Here is a 24,818-nt window from a genome sequence, read left to right on the forward strand (position 1 = left end):
TTACCCGAAGAACAAGATCAGAGACGGAGCCGAACGAGTGGCAGAAGTGGAAGTGTTTACCGATGGCGCATGCCTCGGCAATCCCGGCCCGGGAGGATGGGCGGCGCTGTTGAGAGCCAAAGGCACCGAACGCATGCTGAGCGGCGGTGAGGCGCAGACCACCAACAACCGCATGGAATTGCTCGCCGCCATCCAGGCGCTCGAAGCACTCAAGCGCCCCTGCAAAGTCGTGCTGACCACCGATTCCCGCTACGTGATGCAAGGCATCGAAGAATGGGTGCCGCGTTGGATCAGCAATGGATGGCGCACTGCTGACAAAAAGCCGGTAAAGAATCAGGATCTCTGGCAACGATTGTCCACTGCTGCCGCGCCTCACCAGATTCGCTGGCAATGGGTGAAAGGCCATAGCGGGCATGATGAAAACGAACGCGTGGATCAGGCGGCACGTGAGCAAGCAGAGCAATTCAGGAAATTGGCATGAGGCAGATTGTTCTAGATACCGAAACCACCGGCTTGGAAGTACGCCAAGGCCATCGCCTGATCGAAATCGCCTGCGTCGAAATGGTCGAGCGCCGGCTTACCGGACGCCATTACCAGACCTATCTCAATCCCGAGCGCGCGATCGATGAAGGCGCGCGTGCAGTTACAGGCATTGAAGACGAGTTTCTGCTCGATAAACCGCGTTTCCAAGAAGTCGTGGATGAATTTCTGGCGTTTATTGATGGCGCGGAGCTGATCATTCACAACGCCGCATTCGACGTCGGCTTTATCGATGCCGAACTCGCGCGAGCAGGTGCCCAATATGGTCGCCTTGCCGATCGCTGCAATGTGCTGGATACGTTGCTCATGGCACGTGAGCGGTATCCAGGGCAGCGCAACAGCCTGGATGCACTGTGCAAACGCCTCGGCGTCGACAATTCCGCACGCGACCTGCACGGCGGCCTGATCGACGCGCAGTTGTTGGCGGACGTCTATCTGGCGATGACGTCCGGGCAGGTGGTGTTGGATCTTGGATTCGAGGGTGGTGCAGAAACCAGTGGGGTTCGCGCTGTGATTGCTCCGCTGGTCCTTGCACGACGGCCGCGTGTGCTGCGCGCCAGCGAGGAAGAAGTTAGCGCCCACTCACAGCGACTCGATGCGTTGGACAAAAGTGCGGGTGGTCAGTCCATATGGCGTAAGCAGGAGTTGGAAGCGTAGCTTGCCTGCCTACGCGAGCACCGAGCGTGCTAGTGAATTCGCGCCAATATGGCCGTGATGTTGTCACTGCCGCCCTCTTCGAGTGCAGCGAGCAGCAGATGGTCGAGACATTCCTGCGCAGCCAGATCGCGGCGGGCGATGATCGCTTCGATGCGACTGTTGTTCACTTCCTCTGTGAGTCCGTCGCTGCAGACCAGAAAACTCATGCCTGCTTCGAGCCGACCTTTCGCCATGCTGATATGCAATTGGTCGAGCGCGGTAATGCCCAGCGCTTGCGTGAGGATATTGCGCTGGGGATGGCGCTTGGCCTGCACTTCATCGATGGCGCCTGCTTCGACTAGCCGCTGCACCAGCGAGTGATCGTGACTGATCTGCCGTAATCCATCTTTCCACTGGTAGATGCGGCTGTCGCCCACCCACACTACTTCGTAGTCCTGTTCGGAAAAACGGATGGCAGCGACAGTAGTGCCCATTGGCAAGGCATCGTCATAGCGTTGGGTGTGTTCCAGCAATCGCGCCGCTGCACTATGCACAGCTTCCGCCAGCGATTTCCCCTTGCGGACCCAATCCACGATGGCATCTCGTGCCAGCGCAGAAGCTACCTCACCGTGCTGATGCCCGCCCATGCCGTCTGCAACCAGAAACAGGCCAAGCGCTGCGTCGGCATAGTAAGTGTCTTCGTTGCGCGTGCGGCGCAAACCGACATGGGTTCCGTGTCCGAATTCGATCATGGGCATCCGCCGGGTGAGTGAGTGCAGCATGCCGGATGTACTGGCGTGGTGCAAAAAGCTCGCGTGCACAACTAACAGTGATGCAAACATTTACAGAGAGGGTGGGATTGTTCGGCCCGTCCATGGGCCTCACCCCTCCGCGCTAAGCGCTCCGGGGCCAGCCTTCGGCTGTCCAAATTCGTTCCAGACGAATTTGTCGAACCATATGGGTTCTCATCGGGCCACCCTCTCCGCCACTCATAAAAAAACGCCCACGAGGGGCGTTTTTTTATGAGTGGCGGAGAGGGTGGGATTCGAACCCACGGTACGCTTACACGTACGCCTGATTTCGAGTCAGGTACATTCGACCACTCTGCCACCTCTCCGAAAAGGTGCGCGTAGGTCTGCGCGAGCCGAACATGATACGTGCTGGACGAGGTTGTGACAACAGGAACAGGGGTTATTGGGGTAGGGAGGCAGGAGCGCTGTCTAGCCGGGCTGCTAGCCGGTGGCTTCGGGGTAGGTAGTGGTGGTCCGGGTCCAGCGATAGCGCCACGTATCGGGAACGCCCGACGATTTCGTTGCGCGGGAAGAAGCCCAGATAGCGTGAGTCCATGCTGTTGTCCCGGTTATCGCCCAGCAGCAGGTAGTGACCGGCAGGGACAACGACCGGGCCGAAATCCCGCGCTTCGCTGGGTCGGTAGAGCGACAGCCGGATGAGGTGTTGCGCGCTGCCCCATTGCTCGACTTCATAGCGGGCCGGGTCTTGCAGATCGTCATGAATGCCATTCACGGTTACCGGCGAATAGTGGGCGGCGACGCCATTGACCAAGAGTACATTGCCGCGCATGGCCACTTCATCGCCGGGAACGCCGATCACGCGCTTGACCAGCCGCTCGTGCGCGGCGTGTGAATCGAGTACGACGATGTCGCCGCGTTGTGGGTCGGCCAAATGGACAAGCGATATATGCGTGAAGGGGACGCGGATGTCGTACGCAGCTTTGTCCACCACGATGCGGTCGCCGATCTGGATGGTCGGTTGCATGGAGCCGGTGGGTACGACGTTCCAGTCGGCGAGGGCGCTGCGGAACATCAGCATGCCGAGCAGGAAAACGAGGGTGCCTTTGTTCTGTGCAAAGAAAGACATTAGGCGGCGCATGGCGTACTCCCGTAGTTGAGGTCTCCTGGTTGGAGTGGACAACCCGAGCGGCGGCTAGTTTCCTGGCACCAAAAATGCCACGGGGCGATGTCGCCATCGCCCCGTGCTTTGCTAACGTGTGCTTATGCCGTGGCTTTCTTCTTCGCCAGCCTCAGCCAGGTATCGACCACGGTATCCGGATTGAGCGATACCGATTCGATGCCCTGATCCATCAGCCACTCGGCCAGATCCGGATGATCGGACGGCCCCTGGCCGCAGATGCCCACGTATTTGCCGCGTGCACGCGCGGTCTTGATCGCCATCGCCAGCAGCTTCTTCACGGCCGGATCGCGCTCGTCGAACAGATGAGCGACCACGCTGGAGTCGCGATCCAGACCCAGTGTGAGCTGGGTGAGGTCGTTGGAGCCGATCGAAAAACCATCGAAGATGTCGAGGAATTCATCCGCAAGCAGCGCGTTGGACGGCAGCTCGCACATCATGATGACCTTCAGTTCATGCTCGCCCTGCTTGAGTCCGTTCTTGGCGAGCACCTCGACCACCTTGCGGCCTTCGTCGAGCGTGCGCACGAACGGAATCATCACCCACACATTGGTGAGCCCCATCACTTCGCGCACGTGCTTGACGGCTTTGCATTCGAGGCCGAACGATTCGGCGAAGCCCGCATCGACGTAACGGCTGGCGCCGCGGTAGCCGATCATCGGGTTTTCTTCGTGCGGCTCATAGCGCTGGCCGCCGAGCAGGTTGGCGTATTCGTTGGATTTGAAATCCGACAGACGCACGATCACCGGTTTGGGGTACACCGACGCGGCAATGGTGGCGATGCCTTCGGCAAGGCGGTCGACATAGAAGCTCACCGGGTCCTTGTAGCCGGCGATGCGTGCGTCGATCCTCGACTTGGTTTCCGCATCCTGCTTACTGTATTCGAGCAGCGCTTTCGGATGCACGCCGATGTGGCTGGCGATGATCATTTCCAGGCGAGCCAAGCCAATGCCTGCATTGGGCAGCATGCCGAAGTCGAATGCACGCTCGGGGTTGGCCACGTTCATCATGATCTTGAGCGGTGCTTCGGGCATGGCGCCAAGATCGGCGGTGACGCGGTCGAACTTCAACTGACCTTCGTAGATGGTGCCGGTATCGCCTTCGGCGCAAGAAACCGTGACCTCGTGTCCATCAGGAATGGCATCAAGTCCATTGCCGGTACCGACCACCGCGGGCACGCCCAGTTCGCGCGCAATGATCGCGGCGTGACAGGTGCGTCCACCGCGGTTGGTGACGATAGCGGAGGCACGTTTCATCACCGGCTCCCAATCCGGATCGGTCATGTCGGCAACCAACACGTCGCCAGGCTGCACCTTGTTCATGTCGGCTAGCGAGCGAATCACGCGTGCCCTGCCGCTGCCGATCTTCTGGCCGATCGCGCGGCCCTCCGCCAGCACCTTGCCTTTTTCATTGAGATGGAAGCGTTCGAGTTGCATCGCGTGCGCGCGCGATTTCACCGTCTCGGGGCGTGCCTGCACGATGTAGAGCTTGCCGGTGTGGCCGTCCTTCGCCCATTCGACGTCCATCGGGCGCTTGTAATGCTGTTCGATCACCAACGCCTGCTTGGCCAGCTCTTGCACGTCTTCGTCGCTAATGCAGAAGCGATTGCGATCAGCGGCGGGCGTTTCTTCGATGCGCACGCGTTCGCCGGGCTTGTTCGAATACACCATTTGCTGTTGCTTGGCGCCGAGGCTGCGGCGCAGTACGGCTGGCTTGCCAGCTTTCAGCGTGGGCTTGAACACGTAAAACTCATCGGGATTGACCGCGCCTTGCACCACCATTTCACCCAGGCCATAGCTGCCAGTGACGAACACGACATCGCGGAAACCCGATTCGGTGTCGAGCGTGAACAGCACGCCCGATGCGCCCACGTCGGAACGCACCATCAGTTGCACGCCGGCGGAAAGGAACACGTCTTCGTGCTTGAAGCCCTGGTGCACGCGATAGGCGATGGCGCGATCGTTGTATAGCGAAGCGAAGACTTCTTTCACCTTGTGCAGCACGTCGTCGATGCCGACCACGTTGAGGAAGGTTTCCTGCTGGCCAGCAAAGGACGCGTCCGGCAGGTCTTCCGCGGTGGCGGAGGAGCGCACGGCGACGGCAATGTTTTCGGCGCCAGCGTCTTTGCACAACTTGGCGTAGGCGTCGCGGATGGCGTTTTCCAGATCGGCGGGCAGGGCGGTGTCGACAATCCAGCCGCGGATTTCCTTGCCGCCCTTGACCAGTTCATCCACGTCATCGACGTCGAGCGTGACCAGGCGATCGGCAATCCGCTTGGAAAGACCGCTCTTTTCGAGGTACTGCTGAAAGGCTTGCGCAGTGGTGGCAAAGCCGCCGGGCACCGACACTCCGAGTTGGGCCAGGTTGCCGATCATCTCGCCGAGCGACGCATTCTTGCCGCCGACTTTGCCAAGGTCGGTCATGCGCAGTTGGTCGAGCCAAAGCACCAGGTCGTTCAAGGGGATCTCCTCAAGAGCTCGCAATGGAAAAAGCGGGGAGCGGCACGGAGCAAAGCCGGCTGCATAAGACTGGTATTGTCCGCTGTCGATGGTGCGCGGCACAAGAAGACCATTGCCGTCATAAGCCGCGCCACCTGCATACCAGTCAGCTCAAAGTCAAGCAAAGACAAGGCTTCGTGCTTGGGTTATGGTGCAAGACAGGAATTCAGATAGCCCACGGACCACGCATGCAACGCTCGGTTTTTTTCATATCCGATTCCACTGGTATTACGGCGGAAACGATCGGGAACAGCATTCTTGCCCAGTTCGAAGGGGTGCGCTTCGAAAAGCACCGTTTACCGTTCATCGACAATCCACAGAAAGCAGAGAGTGCCGCGTTGCGCATCAAGACTCGGTATGCGCAAAGCGGACAGCGGCCGATCGTCGTCAACACCTTGGCCGACCCGGCGTTGTGCGAGATCGTGGCGACCAGTGGCGCGCTGGTGCTGGATGTGTTCGCCCCCTTTATCGGCCCATTGGAAGACGAACTGGGCACGCGTCATTCCGGTGCGGTAAACCGTTCCCATGGTCTAGTGGATTTCGTCAAATACGAGGCGCGCATCAACGCGACCAACTATGCCTTGAGCCATGACGATGGTCTGGCAGTGGATTACGCGCAAGCGGATCTGATACTGGTTGGTGTGTCGCGCTCGGGCAAAACGCCCACGTGCTTGTACATGGCCTTGCATTATGGCGTGTGCGCCGCCAATTACCCCCTCACCGAGGAGGATCTGGAAAAGCTCGAACTCCCGGCGCGTCTGCGCGCTTATAAGAACCGCCTGTTCGGACTCACCATCGAAGCTCAGCGTCTGGCGCAGATCCGCGAAGAGCGACGCCCAGGCAGCCGCTATGCCAACCTCAAGCAATGTCGCTGGGAGTTGGAACAAGCGGATCGGTTGATGCGGCAGGCCAGCATTCCGTATCTCAACACCACGCACGTTTCGATCGAAGAGATCGCGAGCAAAATCCTCGATCAATTCGGTATCGAAAAAACCATGTACTAAGGATGCTCTGACCCATGCTCCGCAGGCACCGCCAGCTCTGTCCATCCACATGCCTTCGGTCCATCGTCTCGACAGACGGTCAGTCTGTCGAGACGATGGTCCTGTGGCCTGCGAACGGACAGAGCTGGTGACACCTACGCAGCATTGATCAGAACATCCAAGGAGACCGTCGCAACCTTATGAGTGCCGTACTCGACCGCCGCACCGCCTTGCTGCCGGGACGCTTCGAGTTCCTGATGGGGCTCTACGCGGAAAATTACCATCGGCTGACGCGCTTGTTCGCGCCACAGCAGTTGGAGCTGGGTGATTACGTCTCGGATATCGATGACGGCCTTCCGGTGCATCTGGTGCTGCAGGAACGCCACCCATACACGCTCGAACTTGAGCTTACGTACGGTTTCGTTGATGCGCAGACCGGCCGTCGGTCACCTTCGGCGCAATTGCGCGTGTACAGCGACGCGCACGTTGCCGAAGCGCTGCATTGCCATCCTGGACGCCATCTTTGGCAGGTATTGGGGCCGTTCCCGCCTGCGCACTCGGTGTTTCAACACCGGTTGCAGATGAACGGTTTCCTCACGCGTTGGCTCGAATATTTGGCGGAGCAGGGACACTCGGCGGGTACGCTCGAACGCGTGCCGTAGGTTGGGGCAAACCCCCGACGTTACCTGTCGACACACATCCCGATGTTGGGGTTTGCGTCCCAACCTACACGCTCGCGGGCGAGATGAGCCTTGATATGTCAGCAGTGGATTTCTGCAGGCAACAAAAAACCCGCGCAAGCGGGCTTCTTGAGAAACAGTGGCGGAGCGGACGGGACTCGAACCCGCGACCTCCGGCGTGACAGGCCAGCATTCTAACCGACTGAACTACCGCTCCACGTTGTACAGCCTTACCAGCAACGAGCTACTAACAACCAACACACTAAGTCCTTTTCCACTCCGCCCGATGATCGGGTGGAAGTGGCGTCCCCACGGGGATTCGAACCCCGGTCGCCACCGTGAAAGGGTGATGTCCTAGGCCTCTAGACGATGGGGACGTATGTGTTGGTGGAGCCAGGCGGGATCGAACCGCCGACCTCCTGCATGCCATGCAGGCGCTCTCCCAGCTGAGCTATGGCCCCGCCGCTGGAAGCACGAAAGAATAGGATGGGTTCTGAATTCCGTCAAGCTCTTTTTAGAAAAAATCATCGCCAATGAACATGTGCGTAGGTGCTGTCTTGCGCAGCAGTATCACCGCATCAGGTTAAGCTGTGATCGAGACATCTCCATGAGCGCGGCATGCACGACATTGGCTTCATTCGCGATCTTGCCTTAGTGATGCTCGTGGCGGGCGCCACGACAATCCTTTTTCAACGTCTGCGGCTGCCAGTGCTTCCCGGTTACATCTTGGCGGGCATGGTGATCGGTCCGCACACGCCAGGTGTGCTGGTGGCCGATCCGCGCGCGATCAGTGACATCTCCAATCTTGGCGTAGTGCTGCTGATGTTTACGCTCGGGCTGGAGTTCAGCGTACGCAAGCTGCGACAAGTGGGTGGCAGCTTGTTGCTGATCACCGTGATCGAAGTGGGTTTCATGTTATGGCTTGGGTATCAGCTCGGTCTGTTGTTTGGCTGGGGTGGTCGGAACGCGTTGTTCATGGGCGGCATCATGGCGCTGTCCTCAACCATGGTGGCTACACGCACGCTGACCGAGAACGGGCTTCGGCAGTGGCCATTCGCACGCCTGGTCGTTGGCATGCTGGTGGCCGAAGACATGTTGACCATCGTGCTGCTTACGCTGCTTACCGCTATCGCCATCAGCGGTACGGTGGAGACGGGGACGGCCTTCAGCGTGGTGGGGCATCTCGGTTTGTTCGTGGTGGCGGGAATGATCGTCGGCCTGCTGCTGTTGCCGCGATTGGTGGATTACGTGGCACGTTTCGATCGCGACGAAACCTTGTTGGTGAGTGTGCTCGGCATCTGTTTCGGTACCAGTCTGCTGGCTGCGTGGTTGGGTTTCAGCGTGGCTCTCGGCGCATTCTTGGCCGGTGCGGTGGTGGCTGAGGCGCACAGCGCCTCGCGTGTGGTGCACCTGGTCGAACCTTTGCGCGACATGTTCGCTGCGCTGTTCTTCGTGGCGATCGGCTTGAAGATCGATCCGGCTCAACTCGCGCATTACGCGCTGCCTGCAGTGTCGATCGCCTTGACCGTAATGCTCGGCAAGAGTCTGGTGTGCAGCGTCGGCATGTTCTTCATCGGCCACGATCTGCGCACGTCACTGCGGGCCGGATTGTGCATGGCGCAGATTGGTGAATTCTCATTCGTGATCGCTGCGCTTGGACTCACCTTGCACGCAGTGGACGATTTCATCTACCCGACTGCGGTCGCAGCTGCGTTGATCTGCATGATCGCCTCGCCTTATCTGCTTCGTTCTGCGGATCTGCTCGTGAGAGTAGGGCAGCGCGCGGTTCCGTTGCCGCTGCGATTGCTGATCAGCAGCTACAGCGTATGGCTGGAAAACCTGCGTCCCGTCAACGAGAACGCCATGCTTGCGCACATGTTCCGCCGGCTGCTTTGGCATATTGCCGTGAACATCGCGCTCGTCGTAACGCTGTTCGTCATCGGTGCTTACGTCAATGCACACAATGCGGTCTGGTTTGATCGCTGGGGATTTGGCAAAGACACGCGTCACTCGGTGATCTGGGCATGTGCTCTGTTTTTCTCATTGCCGTTGTTGATTGCGGTGTATCGCAAGGCCGAAGCCTTGGGGATGCTGCTGGCGGAGTTGGGCATACGCGAGCGCTTTGCCGGTTCCTACACGCAGGCCATTCGGCAGGTTCTTGCGAAACTGATTCCGTTGGCGACGTTACTGGCGCTGGCGCTGCTGGTGGGCGTACTCGGATCCACGATTTTGCCGCCACGCGGTGTGGCGATTTCTCTCGTTGCAGTGTGCGTGCTCCTCGCAGTTATCCTGTGGCGCGGCCTGGTTAAGGTGCATGCGAGGTTGCAAGCAGCATTGCGGGACACGCTGGAAAAGCCTTCATCTCCCCCTAACAAATCAAGTTGAATGAGGTCCTGTGCACATTTGCGATCCTGAACTTTTTGCGAGAGCGAGGGTCCACTGCGAATCGTCGTTGCCAAGACCGGACTTGACACCGCACAATGCGGGGCCAGCCTCCATTTGGGGGGAGGTCCGGCGCGGCACGCCGGCATATCCATGACTAGGGAGTACCAAATGAAGCATTTTCTGCGACCCACGCTGACAGCGGCCGCGCTGGCCATCGCGCTGGGCATGACCGCTGGCGTGCAGGCACAGACGTCCAGCGCTGGTAGCACGAGCGCCACCGGTACGGTTGACAAGATCAAGGCCAGCACCGTGGTCGGCTACGAGTTGGCCGGTTCCGTGCCGCCGATCATGCGTGAAGCCGTGGATCCGGCGACCGTCGCCAAGGCCGTCCAGGACGCACTTTCCGGCAAGAAGCCGCCGATGAGCGAGCAGGAGTTCAACTCCACTGCTCAGGCCTTTGAGGCGCAGCTGCGTAGCAAGGCTAAGTCCGAGTTCGATGCGGCCTCCGCCAAGAACAAGGCAGAAGGCGATGCCTTCCTTGCCAAGAACAAGAGCGCTGCGGGCGTGAAGACCACTGCTTCAGGTTTGCAGTATCAGGTGATCTCGCAAGGTACCGGTGCTCGTCCGGGCCCGAACGACACCGTGAAGGTGAACTACAAGGGCACTTTCGTGAATGGCGAAGTGTTCGACAGCTCTGATAAAAACAATCCGCCAGGGCCGACCGCGATCCCGCTGGCTCGCGTGATCCCGGGTTTCCGCGAAGGTCTGCAGTTGATGCAGGTGGGTGGCCATTACAAGTTCTTCATCGCGCCGAACCTGGCTTATGGTGCAGAACCGAATCGTCCGTTCCCGCCGAACGCCACGTTGATCTTTGACGTCACCCTGGTAAGCACCGGTCCGACGCCGGCCGGCGCAGCGGGTGGCGCTCCTCAAGGTGGTGGCAGCGACGGTAGCAGCGGCCAGTAATCACCGCGCTAGAACGAGCTTGTATGAACGGGGCGCGAACGATTCGCGCCCCGTTTGCTTTACACGGGCTCACACGCCTGTGTCGTTGACATAGGCGTTTCTTTTGGGGCTGTTAGAATCCTCGCCCCTTAACTAAGGCGTTGATCCCCCGCGATGAAAGTCACCATTTTTGGTACCGGTTATGTGGGCTTGGTTACTGGAGCCTGCCTGGCCGAGATGGGCAATCATGTCGTTTGCGTAGATATCGACGAGAACAAAGTAGGGCGCCTGCGTCGTGGCGAAATCCCCATTTTCGAACCGGGCCTCGAGCCGATCGTGCGGCGCAATTACGCCAATGGGCAACTTGAATTCACCACAGATGCGGCATTGGCTGTTGCGCATGCGCAAATCATCTTCATCGCCGTGGGTACGCCGCCGGACGAAGACGGCAGCGCCGATCTGCAATACGTATTGAGTGTGGCTCGATCCGTCGGGCGTCATCTGGATCGCTATGCGGTGATCGTCAATAAATCCACCGTGCCGGTGGGGACAGCCGATCGCGTGCGTGAAGCGGTGGCGGCTGAGCTTGCTGCTCGTGGCGTCGAGATCGAATTCGATGTGGCGTCCAACCCCGAATTCCTGAAAGAAGGTGATGCGGTCGAAGATTGTCTGCGTCCCGACCGTATCGTGATCGGCACTTCAAGCGCACGCGCAATCGCTTTGCTGCGCAAGCTCTATGCGCCCTTCAATCGCAATCATGATCGCACTGTGGTCATGGATGTACGTTCCGCTGAGCTGACCAAATATGCGGCCAACGCCATGCTGGCGACGAAGATCAGCTTCATGAACGAGATCGCCAACATCGCCGAGCGCGTGGGTGCGGACGTGGAGCTGGTGCGCCAAGGGATCGGTTCGGATCCGCGCATCGGTTATCACTTCATCTATCCGGGCGCCGGTTATGGCGGCTCGTGTTTTCCGAAGGACGTGCAGGCCCTGGAGCGCACCGCACGTGCGGTGGGTTACAGCGCGCGTCTGCTCGGAGCGGTGGAGGCGGTCAACCACGATCAGAAGATGAAGCTGTTCGACTTCATTCTCAGTTACTTCAATGGCAACGTGCGTGGGCGCACGATCGCCCTATGGGGCCTGGCGTTCAAGCCCAACACGGACGACATGCGCGAAGCTTCCAGCCGCAGGCTGATGGAGGCGCTATGGGATGCCGGAGCCAACGTACGCGCGTTTGATCCAGAAGCGCGCGAGGAAGTGCACCGCTTGTACGGTGACCGTGGCGATCTGGTGCTGTGCGATAGCGCCTATCAGGCGCTGGACGGCGCGGATGCATTGGCGATCATCACGGAATGGAAGGCATTCCGTAGCCCAGATTTCGCCCGCATTCGCGCGGTACTCAAGGAGCCGGCCATTTTCGATGGGCGTAATATCTACGAACCCGCGGTGGTGGAAGAGGCAGGCTTGGCGTACTACGGGATTGGCCGCGGGCGTAGCGTCGCACGTTCGGAGTAATCATGAGCAGCACCGAGCAGCGTCTTACGGAGCTGGAAGTCCGGCTCGCTTTTATCGATGATGCCGTCCAGGCACTAATCGTGGCTGATGCGGAGCAATCCGTGCGCATCGCCACATTGGAACGCCTGGTCCGCGACCTGCGCGGCGAATTGGAAACTGTGCGCCTCGGACAGGGACACGATCCGCATAGCGAACCGCCGCCGCCGCATTATTGAAACTGCATTACCTAGAAACCGTACCAACGCACCACCGGATTCGATCATGGCCGATTCATTGCGAGATCAGCTCTTGAAGAGCGGCATCGTCAAGCAACTCAAGGACGATAAGCGTCAACAGCAACCTGCGCCCAAGCCGCAGAATTCGTTCGCCAAGGGTAAGCCGCCGCACAAGCCGCGCCCCCCGCGCAGCGACGAGATTGACCTGGGTAAGGCTTACGCGATGCGCGCGCAAACGGAAGCGCAAGAGCGCAAGCGTGCCGAGCAGGAGGCAGCCGAACAGGCGCGTATTAAACGCGAGCGCAAAGCGAAAGTGCAGAAGCTGCTGGAAGGCCAGGCGCTCAACAAGAACGATGTCGATCAAGTGCGCCACTTTGAATACGGCGGCAAGATTCGCCGAGTGCATGTTGATGCAGGACAGCTCGCCGATCTGAATGCCGGCAAGCTGGGCATTGTGCAGAATGCTGGTCGTTATCTACTGGTAACGCAGGCCGTAGCGGAACAGGTGCGCGACGTTGATCCGCATCTGGTGGCGTTGCTGGTGGATCCTGCAGCGGCCGGTGTGGATGAGGATGGCATTCCGGATGATTTGATGTGGTGAGCCGCTTCAAGGCTTGCTTGGTTGCGTAGGTTGGGTGCAAACCCCAACTTCAGCTCCACAAATCGTGAGGTTGGGGTTTGCACCCCAACCTACACATTAAGCACTTTCGTTCTGCGTCAACGCGGCGTTGTCCCACCCATTCTTCGGTAGGAAGCGATCACCGTACCGCTTTGCCAGCATTTCGAGTTTCTGTCGGATTTTCTCGACGCCTTCACTGCGCACGTATTGAATAGGGCCGCCACGGAACGGGGCAAAGCCGGTACCGAAAATCACACCTGCATCGAGCAGGTCTGCATCATCTACGACCTCGTCGCCGAGGCAGGCAACGGCTTCGTTGACCATGGCGAGGATCATTCGATCTTGCAGATCCGGTGGCGGCGTGTAGTCGGGGTCCACTTGAGGCTTCTGCGGCTTGCCTTCCTGCCAAGTGTATAGGCCCTGGCCATCCTTCTTGCCGCGCTTGCCGGCTTCGAGCTTATCTTCCAGCCCCGGTGGTAGCTCCAATCCAAGGAATGGCGCGAGCTCTTTGCCGACCGATGCGCAAACATCGAGGCCCACGGTGTCGGCCAGTTCGATTGGCCCCATCGGCATGCCGAAGATTTTTGCTTCCTTGTCGAGCACGGGTCCTGGCACACCTTCGTTGTAGAGACGCAGTGCCTCGAGCAGGTAGGGCATCAGGATGCGGTTCACCAGAAAGCCCGGCGTGCCTTTCACTGCTACCGGCAATTTGCCGATGGCCTTGCAGAAAGCCATCGCACGCTTTTCGATGGCCGGATCGAGCGCATCGTGGCGCACTACTTCCACGAGTGGCATTTGCGCTACGGGGTTGAAGAAATGCAGACCGAGGAAACGCTGCGGTGCCGTCAAGCGCTTGCGCAATTCGTCCAACGGAATGGATGAAGTATTGGTCGCTAGAACGCCATTGCTATGGCTCAGCTGCGGTTCGATCGTTGCGTACAGCGCTTCTTTTGCTTCGGGGTTTTCGAAGATTGCCTCGATCGCAAGATCAGCCTCTGCAACGCCAGTGCCTTCGACATCGGCGCGCAAGCGACGGCGGGTTTCTTCGACTTTTTCTGGCGCTTTCAGTTTTTTCTCGTACAGCGACTGTGCGCGGTCCAGCGCAGGCTGTATGAATTTCATCTCGCGATCTTGCAGCGTCACATCGAAACCCTTGAACGCTGCCCATGCGGCAATATCGCCGCCCATCACGCCGGCGCCGACCACATGGACGTGGCGAATGCCGGCATCGATGCCGCTACCTTGGCCTTTCAGGCGCTCTTGCAAGAAGAAGATGCGAATGAGGTTGCGCGCTGTGGATGTTTCCGCCAGCTTGGCCACCGAGCGCGCTTCGAGTTTCAGGCGTTGCTGGATATTGCTGCCGCCGCGCTTCCATACATCGATCAGCGCGAACGGTGCGGGGTAGTGTTCCTTGCGCACCTTGGCCGCGGTCTGCTTGATCACCATCGGCGCCAGAATTTGACGCGCCAGCCACGCGTTGGTTGCCCAGGCGGTGGCTCGCTGCGCGAACGGACGCGCATGAGGGTGGCGGAGAAGGGCGCGTGCCTCCGCCATCAATTCGTCCGGACGTGCCAGCCGATCGACCACGCCCAGACCCTTGGCCTTGCGGGCGGAAAGGGCCTTGCCCGTCAGCATCACAGGCAGTGCTTCCACAGCGCCGATCAAACGCGGCAGGCGGGCTGACCCACCCCAGCCCGGGTGGATGCCCAGCATGACCTCGGGCAGCCCGATCCGCGTTTTCTCATCGTCGACGGCAATGCGTTGCCGGCAGGCAAGAATCAGTTCGGTACCACCGCCCATGCAGGCGCCGTGAATAGCGGCAACCGTAGGGCAGGGCAGTCGTGCCAGTGCATCGAAAACGCGCTGGCCGTTTTCGATGTTTTCCAGCACCGTGCCTTGTTTGGCGTATTCAACGAATTCTTTGATGTCCGCACCGACCGCAAAGCCGTTCGCCTTGGCCGAATGGACAATCACCCCAGCGGGCTTCTCGATCGCCAGCCGTTCCACGATCTGCCCGAGCTCGTCCAGCAGCTCGCGGGAAATAGCGTTGACGCTGCTGTGAGCGCGATCCAGGGTAAGGGTAACGATGCCACTGTCATCCAGGCTCGTTTTCCAGTGATTGAAGCGCAATCCTTCGAACATGGGGCTTGGGGAGATGGCCGAGAGGCCCTCACCATACCGTCCCGCAGCGATGATTGCGAGACGTACCATTCGGGACGGTATGTATCGGTATGCCGCATGGATCACGCCTTCGCGTTCCGGCTATTGCGCTTCCCGCACGACCGCGTAACGTACGAGACGCGATCACTTCTCTTTTTGGCGGTATGACTTCCCTGATGGCCCCTGCGCCGCTTGCCGGCAGCGACATTTACGAGCGCATCCTGACTGCGCCCGGGGGATTGGTCGTGCTTGAGCACGTGGACAGCAATGCCGTGATCGAACAGTTTCGCGCCCTTGCTCGCCTCAACGGGCAATCGGTCTACCTGTGGCGACCGGAAAACGGCATGGAGAACCTGCGCGAGGCGCATGCCGTCATTCCTGGCTCGCAGCGCCTGGGCAATGCCTTGCGATATATCCAGCAAAGTATTCATTTCGGTGTCTACCTGCTTTCTCCGTTTCCCCTGCCGCTGGTGCCGACGGACAGTACCCTGCTGCGGCAGCTCGCACGTGCACCGGCCGGTCACGTGCGTCGGGTGGTGCTGCTGGACGCACCGGAAACATTAGTTTCGAGCATCGACGACGTCGCCGTGCGGTTGGGCAGCGCGGCGGATACGATCCAGCGCCCACGCCTGCGTGACGGACGATGGCTGCTGTGAGCGTGACGACCTTTCAAGCTGGCATCTTGCTGGTGGCTTCTCAGCGTGAGCTTCGTCGCGAACTGTTCGACGTGCTTGATCGCGAGGGTCACCCGACCATCCACTCCGCGCGCGACACCACTCATGCAGCCATCCTGCTGGAAGGGCGCGAACCGCTTGCGCTGATCGTGGTGGTTTTCGAGGGCGACGGGCGTGCCAGCTCCACCTTGTGCGAACAGTTGCGCTTGCTGCCTCCATGCGCGGACGTGCCCATCATTGCTGTGTTGGTCGATGACGCGACGATCAGGCCGACGCAATTGCCCTCCGCGATTGGAAGCTGGGTGTATGCATCGCAGATTGGCACGGAGCTGATCGCGCGCTGGCAACAACTGCATAGCGGAAAGCGCATGCCTGTTGCAGAGGCCACCACGAGCGCATCGCCGGTGGTTCCTTTGGTTGCGCCATCGGCATCTTCAGCGAGCGACTACCACTACCGCTTCGTGTTCGAAGAAAACGAAGGCGATTGGCTCATCGTTGATCCGGCCGCCGAGCGTGTAGTGGAAGCAAACCCTGCTTACATACGGCATAGCGGCCTGGCCAATAGCCTGCTGGTCGGTACGCCGTTGCCGGAAGTGCTGATCTTTGAATCGGTCAGCCTGGAAAAGGCACTTTTCGATGCGGATCGAAGCTGGCTCCCGTGCCGGCGCAAGTCGATCCGCGGCCACGATACTGGCGAAGCCAACGTGCGTCGCATGCGTCAAAACGGTCGCGACATGGCTGCGTTGCAGTTTCGCAGCGCCAGCGCCAGTGTGCGTCCAGGGGCCGCCTTGGCGGTATTGGCGCGCTTGTTCTCTGGCACTCACGATGAAGCGATCGTGCCGGAAACAGCGCGACTGCTGCTCGACGAAATGGACCTCGATTACATCGCAGTGTGGTCGGCGCGCCCGGAAGAAAGCAGCGTGCCGGTACAGATCGTGCAGCGCTGGCGAGGTGAGGAGCAAGTCTGGCCCGGTCCGCAATTGCAAAGTTCGTTGCGCCTGGTGCTCAGCGGTCGCGCGTTGATACATCCAAACGATGCCCGTCGTCTCGCCGATGTCGATCCGCTGATCGGTCTATTAGGTCTGCGCGGATTCGTCGGCTTGCCCTTGCTCGACGAACGGCGCAGCGTGCTAGGTGCCTTGCTGGCGGGCAGTCGTCATCCCTTCAGTGAACCCAGCATCGTGGAACCGGTGTTGCATTGCACGGCGGCGCATTTCGCGCATATGCTCGAATTGCGGCGCACGCGCGAGCAGGGGCGCGCCGAAGGCCTGCTGGACGCTCTCACCGGTCTACCCAATCGTCTGCTGTTCAATGATCGCCTCGATACGATCATTCGCGAGGCGAATCGCACCGGTGAAACGTTCGCGGTGCTGTTTGTGGACCTGGACCGCTTCAAGTTCATCAACGACACGCTCGGTCATGCCGTGGGCGACCAAGTGCTGGTTGCTGTGACGCAACGGTTGCGCAGCAGCGTGCGCGCTTCCGATACGGTGGCGCGTTATGCGGGTGACGAATTCACGATCGTGTTGCGTCACATAGTGAAGACCGATGACGTGTTGCGCGTGGCGGAAAAAATCGTGCAGCTGATGGATGCGCCACTGCATCTGGAAGACGGCCCGGAATTGCAAGTGACGGCATCCATCGGTGTCAGCTTCTTCCCGGAAGATGCGCTCGACGCCGAAACGCTGCTCAAACATGCGGACGAAGCGATGTATGCGGCCAAGAGCGCGGGCCGCAACAATTATCGCGTCTATGACGTCAGCCCAGCGCAGGAACAACAGAACGCTGCGCTGAAAGCACGGCTGCGTCATGCCGAAGGCAACGGAGAGTTGCGTGTTTTCTATCAGCCGCAAGTCAATGCGCAAACAGAGGACATCGTCGGCATGGAAGCGCTGCTGCGTTGGGAGCACCCGGAGCTGGGCAACATCGGCCCCGGTTTCTTCATTCCGCTGGCAGAGGAAACCGGGCTGATCGTATCGATCGGCGAATGGGTGCTGCGCACGGCCTGTAAACAAGCCAAAGAATGGGAAGATCGGTTCGGTCTGCGCCTGCGGCTGGGCGTGAATCTCTCCGCGGTACAGCTCATGCAGCCGGACTTGCCGGAGATAGTGGCTGCAGTACTGGAGGAAACGGAACTCGATCCCGGACTACTGGAACTGGAAGTCACCGAAAGCATCAGCATCAAAGCCGCGCCCAACCTGATGGAGAACATGCAGCGGCTGCACAAGCTGGGTTGCCACATCGCCATCGACGATTTCGGTACCGGCGCTGCTTCCCTGGATTATCTGCGCAAGCTGCCCGCCGATCGCATCAAGATCGATCAAAGCTTCGTGCGCAATATTGGTGTCGATCCGGACGATGAGGCGATCGTGCGCGCTACGATTGAAATGGCGCATCGTCTCAAGCGCGGGGTGGTGGCCGAAGGCGTGGAAATCGAGCAGCACCTGCAGTTCCTGCGCGCCAACCACTGCGATGAACTGCAAGGTTACTTGTTCTGCCGGCCCTTGCCGCACCCCACCTTCGAGCGCCTGCTGGGCGAACGTGAGCGGCTCTTGTCCGGACAGGGCCTGTCGGCTGTCACAGCGTAAAACTCTACGCTGGCTTGAGCCACGTACGGATGTCCCCAACTTTAGAATGCCGATAGACTCGACGTTCGCCTGCTGAACTTGCAGGCTCGCAGCCGGTCAGAGCAGCTCATCCATCCGACGGGGAAAGTCCCGGCATGGTCCAGTGACGAAGGAGACGGCCCGGATGGGCGACAACGAACTCGATAGTGCGCTGGTTGAGCGTGTACAAAACGGAGACAAGCGCGCCTTCGATCTGTTGGTGCGCAAATATCAGAACAAGGTCATCAGCCTCATTTCCCGCTACGTACACAACGCAGCCGAATGCGAGGACGTGGCCCAGGAGGCTTTCGTCAGGGCGTGGCGGGCGATCGGCTCGTTCCGCGGCGAGAGTGCTTTCTATACTTGGATGTACAAAATTGCCGTGAACACGGCCAAGAATCACTTGGTGGCCATGGGCCGGCGGCCGCCGACCGACGACATTGCGATCGAAGATGCGGTCTATGTGCCTGGTGCTGACCGCATGCAGGAAAGCGCCACCCCCGAACGCGAATTAATGCGACAAGAAATTGAACAAACGGTATTCGCCACTGTCCAAGCCTTGCCCGAGGAGCTGCGGACAGCCATCACCCTGCGTGAAGTGGAAGGCCTCAGCTACGAAGAGATTGCCGAGGCCATGGGCTGCCCGATCGGTACGGTGCGTTCGCGCATCTTCCGGGCACGTGAGGCGATCGATGAAAAGTTGCGGCCACTTCTCTCAGACCGCGAGGATCGAATGTCATGACTGAAGCCAATATGGAAAATCTTTCCGCAGCCATGGACGGTGAGTTGTCCAGGGAAGAACTGCGCTTCTTGTTGCGCAGGCTCGACCACGATGCGTCGCTGCAGCAGACCTGGGCGCGCTATCACGTGGCGGGCGATGGTCTTCGCCGTCAACTGCCGCTTGTGGCGAGCACCGGTTTCGCAAGTCGCGTGATGATCGCGATCGAAGGCGAACAGGTGACCGGCAAAGCCCCCAGGCGCGATTGGTTGCGGTTGTCATTGGGCGGTGCGATTGCTGCCAGCGTGGCAGTGGCAGCGCTGATGGTTTCGCAGCCGACTGCTCCCGATTCCGAACGTCCGGCCCGTCTTGCTGCTAACAGTGGCACGGCATCGCCGGGTGTTCGCACCAGCGCATCACTCGCCGCTGCCAATGCTGTGCATGCGAGCAACGATTCGCTGGCGGCCGTGCCGTCCTATTTGAGCCCTTATTCGGCCTCGGCATTGAGCCAGCGTGCTTCCGTAACGCTTGGCGAGCCGTCGGATAATCCGCTGTTCCAGCGCTATTCCAGCCAGACATACTCCATTCATGGCTACAAAGCGCTGAACAACCAAGACGGCAGCTACCTGCTGTTGATCGATACGCCACAGGCCCGGCCCGCGGCGCAAGGCGCCCGTTAAGTAGCAGTCTCCGGAAGCGGTGGGCTTGGCCCGCCGTTTCCTGCGCCAGCCGCCGAGGCTTCCCGCTTTCTTCATTATTGTCTCCCCTCTTTCGTTCCGACTTGCGAGTTCTGGCGCGTGAGATGGGGCGTCTAGAACTTGAGGAGGAGTCATGAGTCATTCCCGTCTCGTCAGGAGTCGTCTTTTCAGTGGCCTGCTCGGCTGCGCCTTAGGGGTGGGCGCTATGGCGCCCAGCGCCATGGCCTGGGCGCAGGCTGCTCCAACCGTTGGGGGGCTGCCGGATTTCACAGGCATCGTCGAAAAGAACGCTCCGGCCGTGGTGCACGTGGAAGCCAAGTATTCTGGTCGCACGCCGAAGAGTGCCGGTGGCGCACCCATGCAGGGAATCGATCCGGGACAAGCGGAAATCTTCCGCCGTTTCTTCGGCATGCCCATGATGCCGTCCCCGGAAGAACAGAAACATACGTCGCTGGGATCGGGTTTCATCATCTCCAGTGACGGCTACATCCTCACCAACAATCATGTAGTCGATCACGCGGACGTCGTGACCGTGCGCTTGCAGGATCGCCGTACGTTGACCGCAAAGGTGGTGGGTACTGATCCCACCTATGACATCGCGTTGCTGAAAGTCGATACGGGTGGCAGCCTGCCGACTGTGACTATCGGCGACTCTCGCTTGCTCAAGCCCGGCCAGTGGGTGCTTGCCATCGGTTCGCCATTCGGCTTTGACTACACCGTGACGCAGGGCATCGTGAGTGCAGTGGGTCGCAGCCTCGGTGCAGGCGATCAGCCCAGTACCTCGTTCATCCAGACCGATGTGCCGATCAACCGCGGCAATTCCGGCGGCCCGCTGTTCAACCTGCAAGGGCAGGTGGTGGGCGTGAATTCGCAGATCTATTCGGACACCGGCGGCTACCAGGGCGTTGCGTTCTCGATTCCGATCGATCTGGCGATGAGCGTGGTCGATCAGCTCAAAACCAGGGGCTATGTCACGCGCGGCATGCTGGGCGTGGAGATCAAGCCGGTCGATGAGGACATGGTGAAGGCCCTCAAACTCGATAGCGCGAAGGGCGCTATCGTGGTCAATGTGTCGCCGGACAGCGCCGCGCAGAAGGCGGGCCTGCAATCGGGTGACGTGATCCTTTCTTACAATGATCACGACATCGTTCAAGGAACCGACCTGCCGCCTTTGGTCTCGATGACCAAGCCGGGTTCGACTGTGCCGATCAAGATCCTGCGCGATGGCAAGGAAAAAACCGTCGAAGCTACCATCGGCACCATGCCGCGCGACCAGAACGGCCGCTCCGCACTGGGCAAGGCGGCGCCGAGCAGTGGTTCCGATGCATTTGGCTTGAGCGTGGAAAACGTGGACGCCGCTGCGCGCAGTCAGCTTGGACTGAAGGCAGGCGAGGGCGTGGCCATTGCGAACGTCACCGGCCCGGTGGCCGCCCAGGCCGGTTTGCAGCCGGGTGATGTGATTCTGATGGTCAACCAGAAGAAGGTAAGCAGCGTCGAAGCTTTCCGCGCCGCCACTGCCGGTGTGAAGCCGGGCGACACCGTGTTGCTGCTGGTGCGTCGGGGCGATGCCAACAATTTCATCGCGCTGACCGTTCCCAGCGAGAAGGATCAGTAATCAAGCCTCAAGAAGACCCGCCCGCGTGGCGGGTCTTCATTTATGGGGCCTAGGAGCCAGCCGCACCGCGATGTCATGGGCTGGCGTTCTCAAACCATGCGATAATGACCGGCTAATATCGCCATCCCGGCGATAGCCGGCCTTTCGCATCGCGCGAGGTCGTGAAGCTGACAGCGTGCCCATGGAACTGATCCGCAATTTCTCCATCATCGCCCACATCGATCACGGCAAATCGACACTTGCCGACCGCATCATTCAGATCTGCGGCGGACTTGCCGAGCGCGAGATGGAAGCCCAGGTGCTGGATAGCAACCCGATCGAACGCGAGCGCGGCATCACCATCAAGGCGCAGTCCGTGTCGTTGCCGTATAAGGCGCGGGACGGCAAGACCTACCAACTCAATTTCATCGACACCCCCGGCCATGTCGACTTCTCCTATGAAGTAAGCCGCTCGCTTGCTGCCTGCGAAGGCGCATTGCTGGTGGTGGATGCGGCACAGGGCGTGGAGGCGCAGTCGGTCGCCAATTGCTACACCGCAGTGGAGCAGGGGCTGGAAGTGGTGCCCGTACTCAATAAGATCGATCTACCCACCGCTGACCCTGAAAAAGTGAAGGGCGAGATCGAGGCCGTGATTGGCATCGATGCCACCGACGCCGTCGCCGTCAGCGCCAAGACCGGCCAGAACGTGGTGGAGGTGCTTGAGGCCATCGTCGCGCGCATTCCGCCGCCGAAGCCGCGCGATACCGATCGCCTGCAGGCATTGATCATCGACTCCTGGTTCGACAACTACCTCGGCGTGGTGTCGCTGGTCCGCGTCATGCAGGGCGAGATCAAGCCCGGTGACAAGCTGCTGGTGATGTCCACCGGCCGCGCGCACGAAGTAAGTGAAGTGGGCGTGTTCACGCCCAAGCGCAAGAAGCTGGATAAGCTCGCCGCTGGCGAAGTGGGCTGGATCACCGCCTCCATCAAGGACGTGCATGGTGCACCGGTGGGCGATACCTTGACCCTGGCCGGCAAACCCGCTTCGCATCCGCTGCCCGGCTTCCAGACCATGCAGCCGCGCGTGTTCGCGGGTCTGTTCCCGGTTGCCGCCGACGATTACCCCGCACTACGCGAAGCGTTGGACAAGCTGCGCCTCAACGATGCGGCGCTGTTCTTCGAGCCCGAAAGCTCCGAAGCGATGGGCTTCGGTTTCCGTTGCGGCTTCCTCGGCATGCTGCACATGGAAATCGTGCAGGAACGCCTGGAGCGCGAATACGACCTGAACCTCATCACCACCGCACCCACGGTGGTATACGAAGTGCTCAAGAGCGACGGCACGGTGCTCAAGCTCGACAATCCCGCACATCTGCCGCCTTCGACGCAGATTGAGGAAATCCGCGAACCGATCATTGTCGCGAACATCCTCACGCCGCCGGATTACATCGGTAACATCATCACGCTGTGCGAAGAGAAGCGCGGTGTGCAACGTTCCATCCAATATCTCGCCACACAGGTGCAGATCAGCTACGAGCTGCCACTGGCCGAAGTGGTGCTGGATTTCTTCGACAAGCTCAAGTCCGTGTCGCGCGGCTACGCGTCCATGGACTACCACCTGGAGCGTTTCGACGCCGGTCCGTTTGTGCGCACTGACGTGCTCATCAACGGCGATCGTGTGGACGCGCTCAGTCTGATCGTGCACCGCAGCCAGGCCGATCGCCGCGGCCGTGACCTGGTTGAGCGCATGAAGGATCTAATTCCGCGCCAGCAGTTCGATGTGGCGATCCAGGCTGCCGTGGGTGCGCAAGTCATTGCGCGTTCGACGGTGAAGGCACTGCGCAAGAACGTGCTCGCCAAGTGCTACGGTGGCGACGTCAGCCGTAAGAAGAAGCTGCTGGAAAAGCAGAAAGAAGGCAAAAAGCGCATGAAGCAGGTCGGTCGGGTCGAGATTCCGCAGGAAGCCTTCCTCGCCGTGCTCAAAGTGGACAAATAGCGGAGCCAACGCATGGATTTTGATTTTTCGGCCATTCTGCTCGCCCTCACCGTACTGTTCGGTGTGGTGTGGGGTCTCGATCGACTGCTTCTCTACAAGCGGCGCAAGGCGCGCTTCGACGCGGCAGGCGAGGAATATCGCGATCCAGCAGCCGTCGATTGGGCTCGCTCGCTGTTTCCCGTGATCTTCGTAGTGCTGCTGCTGCGTTCCTTCGTCGCCGAACCGTTCCGCATTCCCTCCGGTTCGATGATGCCGACGCTGGACGTGGGCGACTTCATCCTGGTCAATAAATTTGCCTACGGTCTGCGCCTGCCGGCTTTCAACAACAAAGTGGTCAGCTTCGGCGAGCCCAAGCGCGGTGACGTGGTGGTGTTTCGTTTTCCTGGCTACATCTGCCAGGACGACAGCGGCAAGACAGTGCGCAGCGGCGACATCACCTGTGCTGATCCGCATGCACCCGTCGCCAGCCAGAACTGGATCAAGCGCGTAGTCGGCCTGCCGGGTGACACCATCGAAGTGCATGACAGCCAGATCGCGATCAACGGCAAGCCGGTGGTCGATACCCAGATCGGCCCGTTCAAGGGCAACCCCCTGCGGCAGGAAGACAACGAACTGCTGTACTACAACGCCACGATCTGGAGCGAGCAACTTGGCCCCGTCAATCACCTGATTGCACGCATGCCGGGGCGTGGTCCGACGCCGCCGATTCCCAATAGCCGCGTGCCGTCGGTCGTTCCGGCGAACTGCTACATCGTGATGGGCGATGACCGCGAGAACAGCGAAGACAGTCGCTGGTGGAGCTGCATGCCGGAGGAAAACCTGGTTGGCAAGGCCTTCATGATCTGGTTCAGCTGGAAGGGTATGAGCACCGGCAACGTGGATTTCCATCGCATCGGTACGGTTATCCATTGATGCTGCGCATACGGTCGCTGGCGGAATCGTGAACGTGTCGCTGGCGATGCGTGCGCGGACCGGGCAAAGTACGCACATGGGGTTTAGCTTCGGAACAGGGGCCGCGCCAGCGGCATAGCGAGGGGACAATGAAATCGAAACAGTCGGGCATCACGTTGATTGGCTTTATCGTGGTGTTGGCCGTGGCCGGTTTCTTCGCCTTCATGGCGATGAAGTTAGTGCCGGCTTATACCGAATACGCGGGCGTGGTCAAAGCCATGAACCAGATCGCCACCCAAGGCGTAGAAGGCCAGACGCTGGATCAGGTTCGCCGCGATCTACTGTTCAAACTCGGCTTCCAATACGTGGACGACGCGACGATCAGCCCCAAGGACATCACCATGGGGCAAGGCCCCAAGGGCAACGAGCTGCGTGTCAGCTATGACAAAGACATACCTTTCATGTACAACATCGACTTCCTGATCCATTTCGAAAAGAGCGTGCCCGTGGCGGGTAATGTCGCTCCACCGCAATAA

The 24,818-nt window shown here is 59.9% G+C and carries 21 protein-coding genes and 4 tRNA genes; 17 read left to right on the plus strand and 8 right to left on the minus strand.

Features of this window, described 5'->3' with window-relative positions; translation table 11 throughout:
• The first annotated feature begins 37 nt into the window (after nt 1-37).
• Entirely contained in the window at nt 38-481 is a 444-nt protein-coding gene (gene rnhA / locus QQJ86_RS21765) for a ribonuclease HI (protein WP_284323068.1), read from the plus strand.
• Nucleotides 478-1,197, plus strand: a complete 720-nt coding sequence (gene dnaQ / locus QQJ86_RS21770; RefSeq protein ID WP_284323069.1) for a DNA polymerase III subunit epsilon — start codon at nt 478-480, stop codon at nt 1,195-1,197. The genes rnhA and dnaQ overlap by 4 nt, the downstream gene beginning before the upstream one ends.
• 29 nt (nt 1,198-1,226) lie before the next feature.
• Here dnaQ and QQJ86_RS21775 read toward each other — a convergent pair whose 3' ends face one another.
• The 4 genes from QQJ86_RS21775 to ppsA all read right to left on the minus strand — a co-directional run bounded on the left by QQJ86_RS21775 (nt 1,227) and on the right by ppsA (nt 5,564).
• Nucleotides 1,227-1,928 carry a PP2C family protein-serine/threonine phosphatase gene (locus QQJ86_RS21775; protein ID WP_284323070.1) on the minus strand — a complete coding sequence of 234 codons (702 nt, stop codon included), beginning with the start codon at nt 1,926-1,928 and terminating at the stop codon, nt 1,227-1,229.
• A 275-nt stretch (nt 1,929-2,203) separates the two neighbouring features.
• Nucleotides 2,204-2,293: transfer RNA gene (locus QQJ86_RS21780), tRNA-Ser, on the minus strand.
• A 74-nt stretch (nt 2,294-2,367) separates the two neighbouring features.
• The gene (lepB, locus tag QQJ86_RS21785; RefSeq protein WP_284323071.1) at nt 2,368-3,066 is read right to left on the minus strand and encodes a signal peptidase I; all 699 of its coding nucleotides are present in this window, start codon (nt 3,064-3,066) and stop codon (nt 2,368-2,370) included.
• 122 nt (nt 3,067-3,188) lie between these two features.
• Complete coding sequence (ppsA, locus tag QQJ86_RS21790) at nt 3,189-5,564, minus strand: phosphoenolpyruvate synthase (RefSeq protein ID WP_284323072.1); 2,376 nt, start codon at nt 5,562-5,564, stop codon at nt 3,189-3,191.
• A 227-nt stretch (nt 5,565-5,791) separates the two neighbouring features.
• On the opposite strand from ppsA, the gene ppsR reads away from it, so the two are divergent.
• Complete coding sequence (gene ppsR / locus QQJ86_RS21795; protein ID WP_284323073.1) at nt 5,792-6,607, plus strand: posphoenolpyruvate synthetase regulatory kinase/phosphorylase PpsR; 816 nt, start codon at nt 5,792-5,794, stop codon at nt 6,605-6,607.
• Nucleotides 6,608-6,786: 179 nt separating this feature from the next.
• Nucleotides 6,787-7,248, plus strand: a complete 462-nt coding sequence (locus QQJ86_RS21800; RefSeq protein ID WP_284323074.1) for a DUF1249 domain-containing protein — start codon at nt 6,787-6,789, stop codon at nt 7,246-7,248.
• Nucleotides 7,249-7,406: 158 nt separating this feature from the next.
• Here QQJ86_RS21800 and QQJ86_RS21805 read toward each other — a convergent pair.
• The 3 genes from QQJ86_RS21805 to QQJ86_RS21815 form a co-directional block, all read right to left on the minus strand.
• Nucleotides 7,407-7,483 (minus strand) — tRNA-Asp (locus QQJ86_RS21805).
• A gap of 84 nt (nt 7,484-7,567) precedes the next feature.
• Nucleotides 7,568-7,643: transfer RNA gene (locus QQJ86_RS21810), tRNA-Glu, on the minus strand.
• A gap of 8 nt (nt 7,644-7,651) precedes the next feature.
• Nucleotides 7,652-7,727 (minus strand) — tRNA-Ala (locus QQJ86_RS21815).
• Between the two features lie 157 nt (nt 7,728-7,884).
• On the opposite strand from QQJ86_RS21815, the gene QQJ86_RS21820 reads away from it, so the two are divergent.
• The 5 genes from QQJ86_RS21820 to QQJ86_RS21840 all read left to right on the plus strand — a co-directional run bounded on the left by QQJ86_RS21820 (nt 7,885) and on the right by QQJ86_RS21840 (nt 12,930).
• Nucleotides 7,885-9,651 (plus strand): cation:proton antiporter, encoded by a 1,767-nt coding sequence (locus QQJ86_RS21820; protein WP_284323075.1) that lies wholly within the window; start codon nt 7,885-7,887, stop codon nt 9,649-9,651.
• A gap of 168 nt (nt 9,652-9,819) precedes the next feature.
• Nucleotides 9,820-10,617, plus strand: coding sequence for an FKBP-type peptidyl-prolyl cis-trans isomerase (locus tag QQJ86_RS21825; protein ID WP_284323076.1), 798 nt, complete (start codon nt 9,820-9,822; stop codon nt 10,615-10,617).
• A 153-nt stretch (nt 10,618-10,770) separates the two neighbouring features.
• On the plus strand, nt 10,771-12,114 hold the full coding sequence (locus QQJ86_RS21830; protein ID WP_284323077.1) for a UDP-glucose dehydrogenase family protein: 1,344 nt from the start codon (nt 10,771-10,773) through the stop codon (nt 12,112-12,114).
• 2 nt (nt 12,115-12,116) lie between these two features.
• On the plus strand, nt 12,117-12,329 hold the full coding sequence (locus tag QQJ86_RS21835; RefSeq protein WP_284323078.1) for a SlyX family protein: 213 nt from the start codon (nt 12,117-12,119) through the stop codon (nt 12,327-12,329).
• A gap of 46 nt (nt 12,330-12,375) precedes the next feature.
• Nucleotides 12,376-12,930: a DUF2058 domain-containing protein gene (locus QQJ86_RS21840; protein ID WP_284323079.1), complete on the plus strand. Its 555-nt coding sequence runs from the start codon at nt 12,376-12,378 to the stop codon at nt 12,928-12,930.
• A gap of 96 nt (nt 12,931-13,026) precedes the next feature.
• Here the strand turns inward: QQJ86_RS21840 and QQJ86_RS21845 are convergent, their stop codons facing one another.
• A complete protein-coding gene (locus tag QQJ86_RS21845; protein ID WP_284323080.1) occupies nt 13,027-15,090 on the minus strand; it encodes a 3-hydroxyacyl-CoA dehydrogenase NAD-binding domain-containing protein in 2,064 nt (687 codons plus the stop codon).
• A 194-nt stretch (nt 15,091-15,284) separates the two neighbouring features.
• Between QQJ86_RS21845 and QQJ86_RS21850 the strand changes: the two genes are divergently transcribed.
• The 8 genes from QQJ86_RS21850 (at nt 15,285) to QQJ86_RS21885 (ending at nt 24,818) form a co-directional block, all read left to right on the plus strand.
• The gene (locus tag QQJ86_RS21850) at nt 15,285-15,764 is read left to right on the plus strand and encodes a hypothetical protein (RefSeq protein WP_284323081.1); all 480 of its coding nucleotides are present in this window, start codon (nt 15,285-15,287) and stop codon (nt 15,762-15,764) included.
• Nucleotides 15,765-15,766: 2 nt separating this feature from the next.
• Nucleotides 15,767-18,370, plus strand: coding sequence for a putative bifunctional diguanylate cyclase/phosphodiesterase (locus QQJ86_RS21855; RefSeq protein ID WP_284323082.1), 2,604 nt, complete (start codon nt 15,767-15,769; stop codon nt 18,368-18,370).
• A gap of 163 nt (nt 18,371-18,533) precedes the next feature.
• Nucleotides 18,534-19,130: an RNA polymerase sigma factor RpoE gene (rpoE, locus tag QQJ86_RS21860; RefSeq protein ID WP_284323083.1), complete on the plus strand. Its 597-nt coding sequence runs from the start codon at nt 18,534-18,536 to the stop codon at nt 19,128-19,130.
• Nucleotides 19,127-19,786, plus strand: a complete 660-nt coding sequence (locus tag QQJ86_RS21865; RefSeq protein WP_284323084.1) for a sigma-E factor negative regulatory protein — start codon at nt 19,127-19,129, stop codon at nt 19,784-19,786. The genes rpoE and QQJ86_RS21865 overlap by 4 nt, the downstream gene beginning before the upstream one ends.
• Before the next feature lie 151 nt (nt 19,787-19,937).
• On the plus strand, nt 19,938-21,419 hold the full coding sequence (locus tag QQJ86_RS21870; RefSeq protein WP_284323085.1) for a DegQ family serine endoprotease: 1,482 nt from the start codon (nt 19,938-19,940) through the stop codon (nt 21,417-21,419).
• Nucleotides 21,420-21,600: 181 nt separating this feature from the next.
• Complete coding sequence (gene lepA, locus QQJ86_RS21875; RefSeq protein ID WP_284323086.1) at nt 21,601-23,391, plus strand: translation elongation factor 4; 1,791 nt, start codon at nt 21,601-21,603, stop codon at nt 23,389-23,391.
• A gap of 12 nt (nt 23,392-23,403) precedes the next feature.
• Complete coding sequence (gene lepB, locus QQJ86_RS21880; protein WP_284323087.1) at nt 23,404-24,303, plus strand: signal peptidase I; 900 nt, start codon at nt 23,404-23,406, stop codon at nt 24,301-24,303.
• 128 nt (nt 24,304-24,431) lie between these two features.
• Nucleotides 24,432-24,818, plus strand: coding sequence for a DUF4845 domain-containing protein (locus tag QQJ86_RS21885; protein WP_284323088.1), 387 nt, complete (start codon nt 24,432-24,434; stop codon nt 24,816-24,818).

Source organism: Dyella acidisoli, assembly GCF_030160295.1.
Classification (GTDB): Bacteria; Pseudomonadota; Gammaproteobacteria; order Xanthomonadales; family Rhodanobacteraceae; genus Dyella_B; species Dyella_B acidisoli.

Excerpts from the sequence above, each read along its gene's own strand:
- dnaQ (WP_284323069.1), top strand. The coding sequence starts at position 478 with ATGAGGCAGATTGTTCTAGATACCGAAACCACCGGCTTGGAAGTACGC.
- QQJ86_RS21775 (WP_284323070.1), bottom strand. The coding sequence starts at position 1,928 with ATGATCGAATTCGGACACGGAACCCATGTCGGTTTGCGCCGCACGCGC.
- lepB (WP_284323071.1), bottom strand. The coding sequence starts at position 3,066 with ATGCGCCGCCTAATGTCTTTCTTTGCACAGAACAAAGGCACCCTCGTT.
- ppsR (WP_284323073.1), top strand. The coding sequence starts at position 5,792 with ATGCAACGCTCGGTTTTTTTCATATCCGATTCCACTGGTATTACGGCG.
- QQJ86_RS21800 (WP_284323074.1), top strand. The coding sequence starts at position 6,787 with ATGAGTGCCGTACTCGACCGCCGCACCGCCTTGCTGCCGGGACGCTTC.
- QQJ86_RS21820 (WP_284323075.1), top strand. The coding sequence starts at position 7,885 with ATGCACGACATTGGCTTCATTCGCGATCTTGCCTTAGTGATGCTCGTG.
- QQJ86_RS21825 (WP_284323076.1), top strand. The coding sequence starts at position 9,820 with ATGAAGCATTTTCTGCGACCCACGCTGACAGCGGCCGCGCTGGCCATC.
- QQJ86_RS21830 (WP_284323077.1), top strand. The coding sequence starts at position 10,771 with ATGAAAGTCACCATTTTTGGTACCGGTTATGTGGGCTTGGTTACTGGA.
- QQJ86_RS21835 (WP_284323078.1), top strand. The coding sequence starts at position 12,117 with ATGAGCAGCACCGAGCAGCGTCTTACGGAGCTGGAAGTCCGGCTCGCT.
- QQJ86_RS21840 (WP_284323079.1), top strand. The coding sequence starts at position 12,376 with ATGGCCGATTCATTGCGAGATCAGCTCTTGAAGAGCGGCATCGTCAAG.
- QQJ86_RS21845 (WP_284323080.1), bottom strand. The coding sequence starts at position 15,090 with ATGTTCGAAGGATTGCGCTTCAATCACTGGAAAACGAGCCTGGATGAC.
- QQJ86_RS21850 (WP_284323081.1), top strand. The coding sequence starts at position 15,285 with ATGGCCCCTGCGCCGCTTGCCGGCAGCGACATTTACGAGCGCATCCTG.
- rpoE (WP_284323083.1), top strand. The coding sequence starts at position 18,534 with ATGGGCGACAACGAACTCGATAGTGCGCTGGTTGAGCGTGTACAAAAC.
- QQJ86_RS21865 (WP_284323084.1), top strand. The coding sequence starts at position 19,127 with ATGACTGAAGCCAATATGGAAAATCTTTCCGCAGCCATGGACGGTGAG.
- QQJ86_RS21870 (WP_284323085.1), top strand. The coding sequence starts at position 19,938 with ATGAGTCATTCCCGTCTCGTCAGGAGTCGTCTTTTCAGTGGCCTGCTC.
- lepA (WP_284323086.1), top strand. The coding sequence starts at position 21,601 with ATGGAACTGATCCGCAATTTCTCCATCATCGCCCACATCGATCACGGC.
- lepB (WP_284323087.1), top strand. The coding sequence starts at position 23,404 with ATGGATTTTGATTTTTCGGCCATTCTGCTCGCCCTCACCGTACTGTTC.
- QQJ86_RS21885 (WP_284323088.1), top strand. The coding sequence starts at position 24,432 with ATGAAATCGAAACAGTCGGGCATCACGTTGATTGGCTTTATCGTGGTG.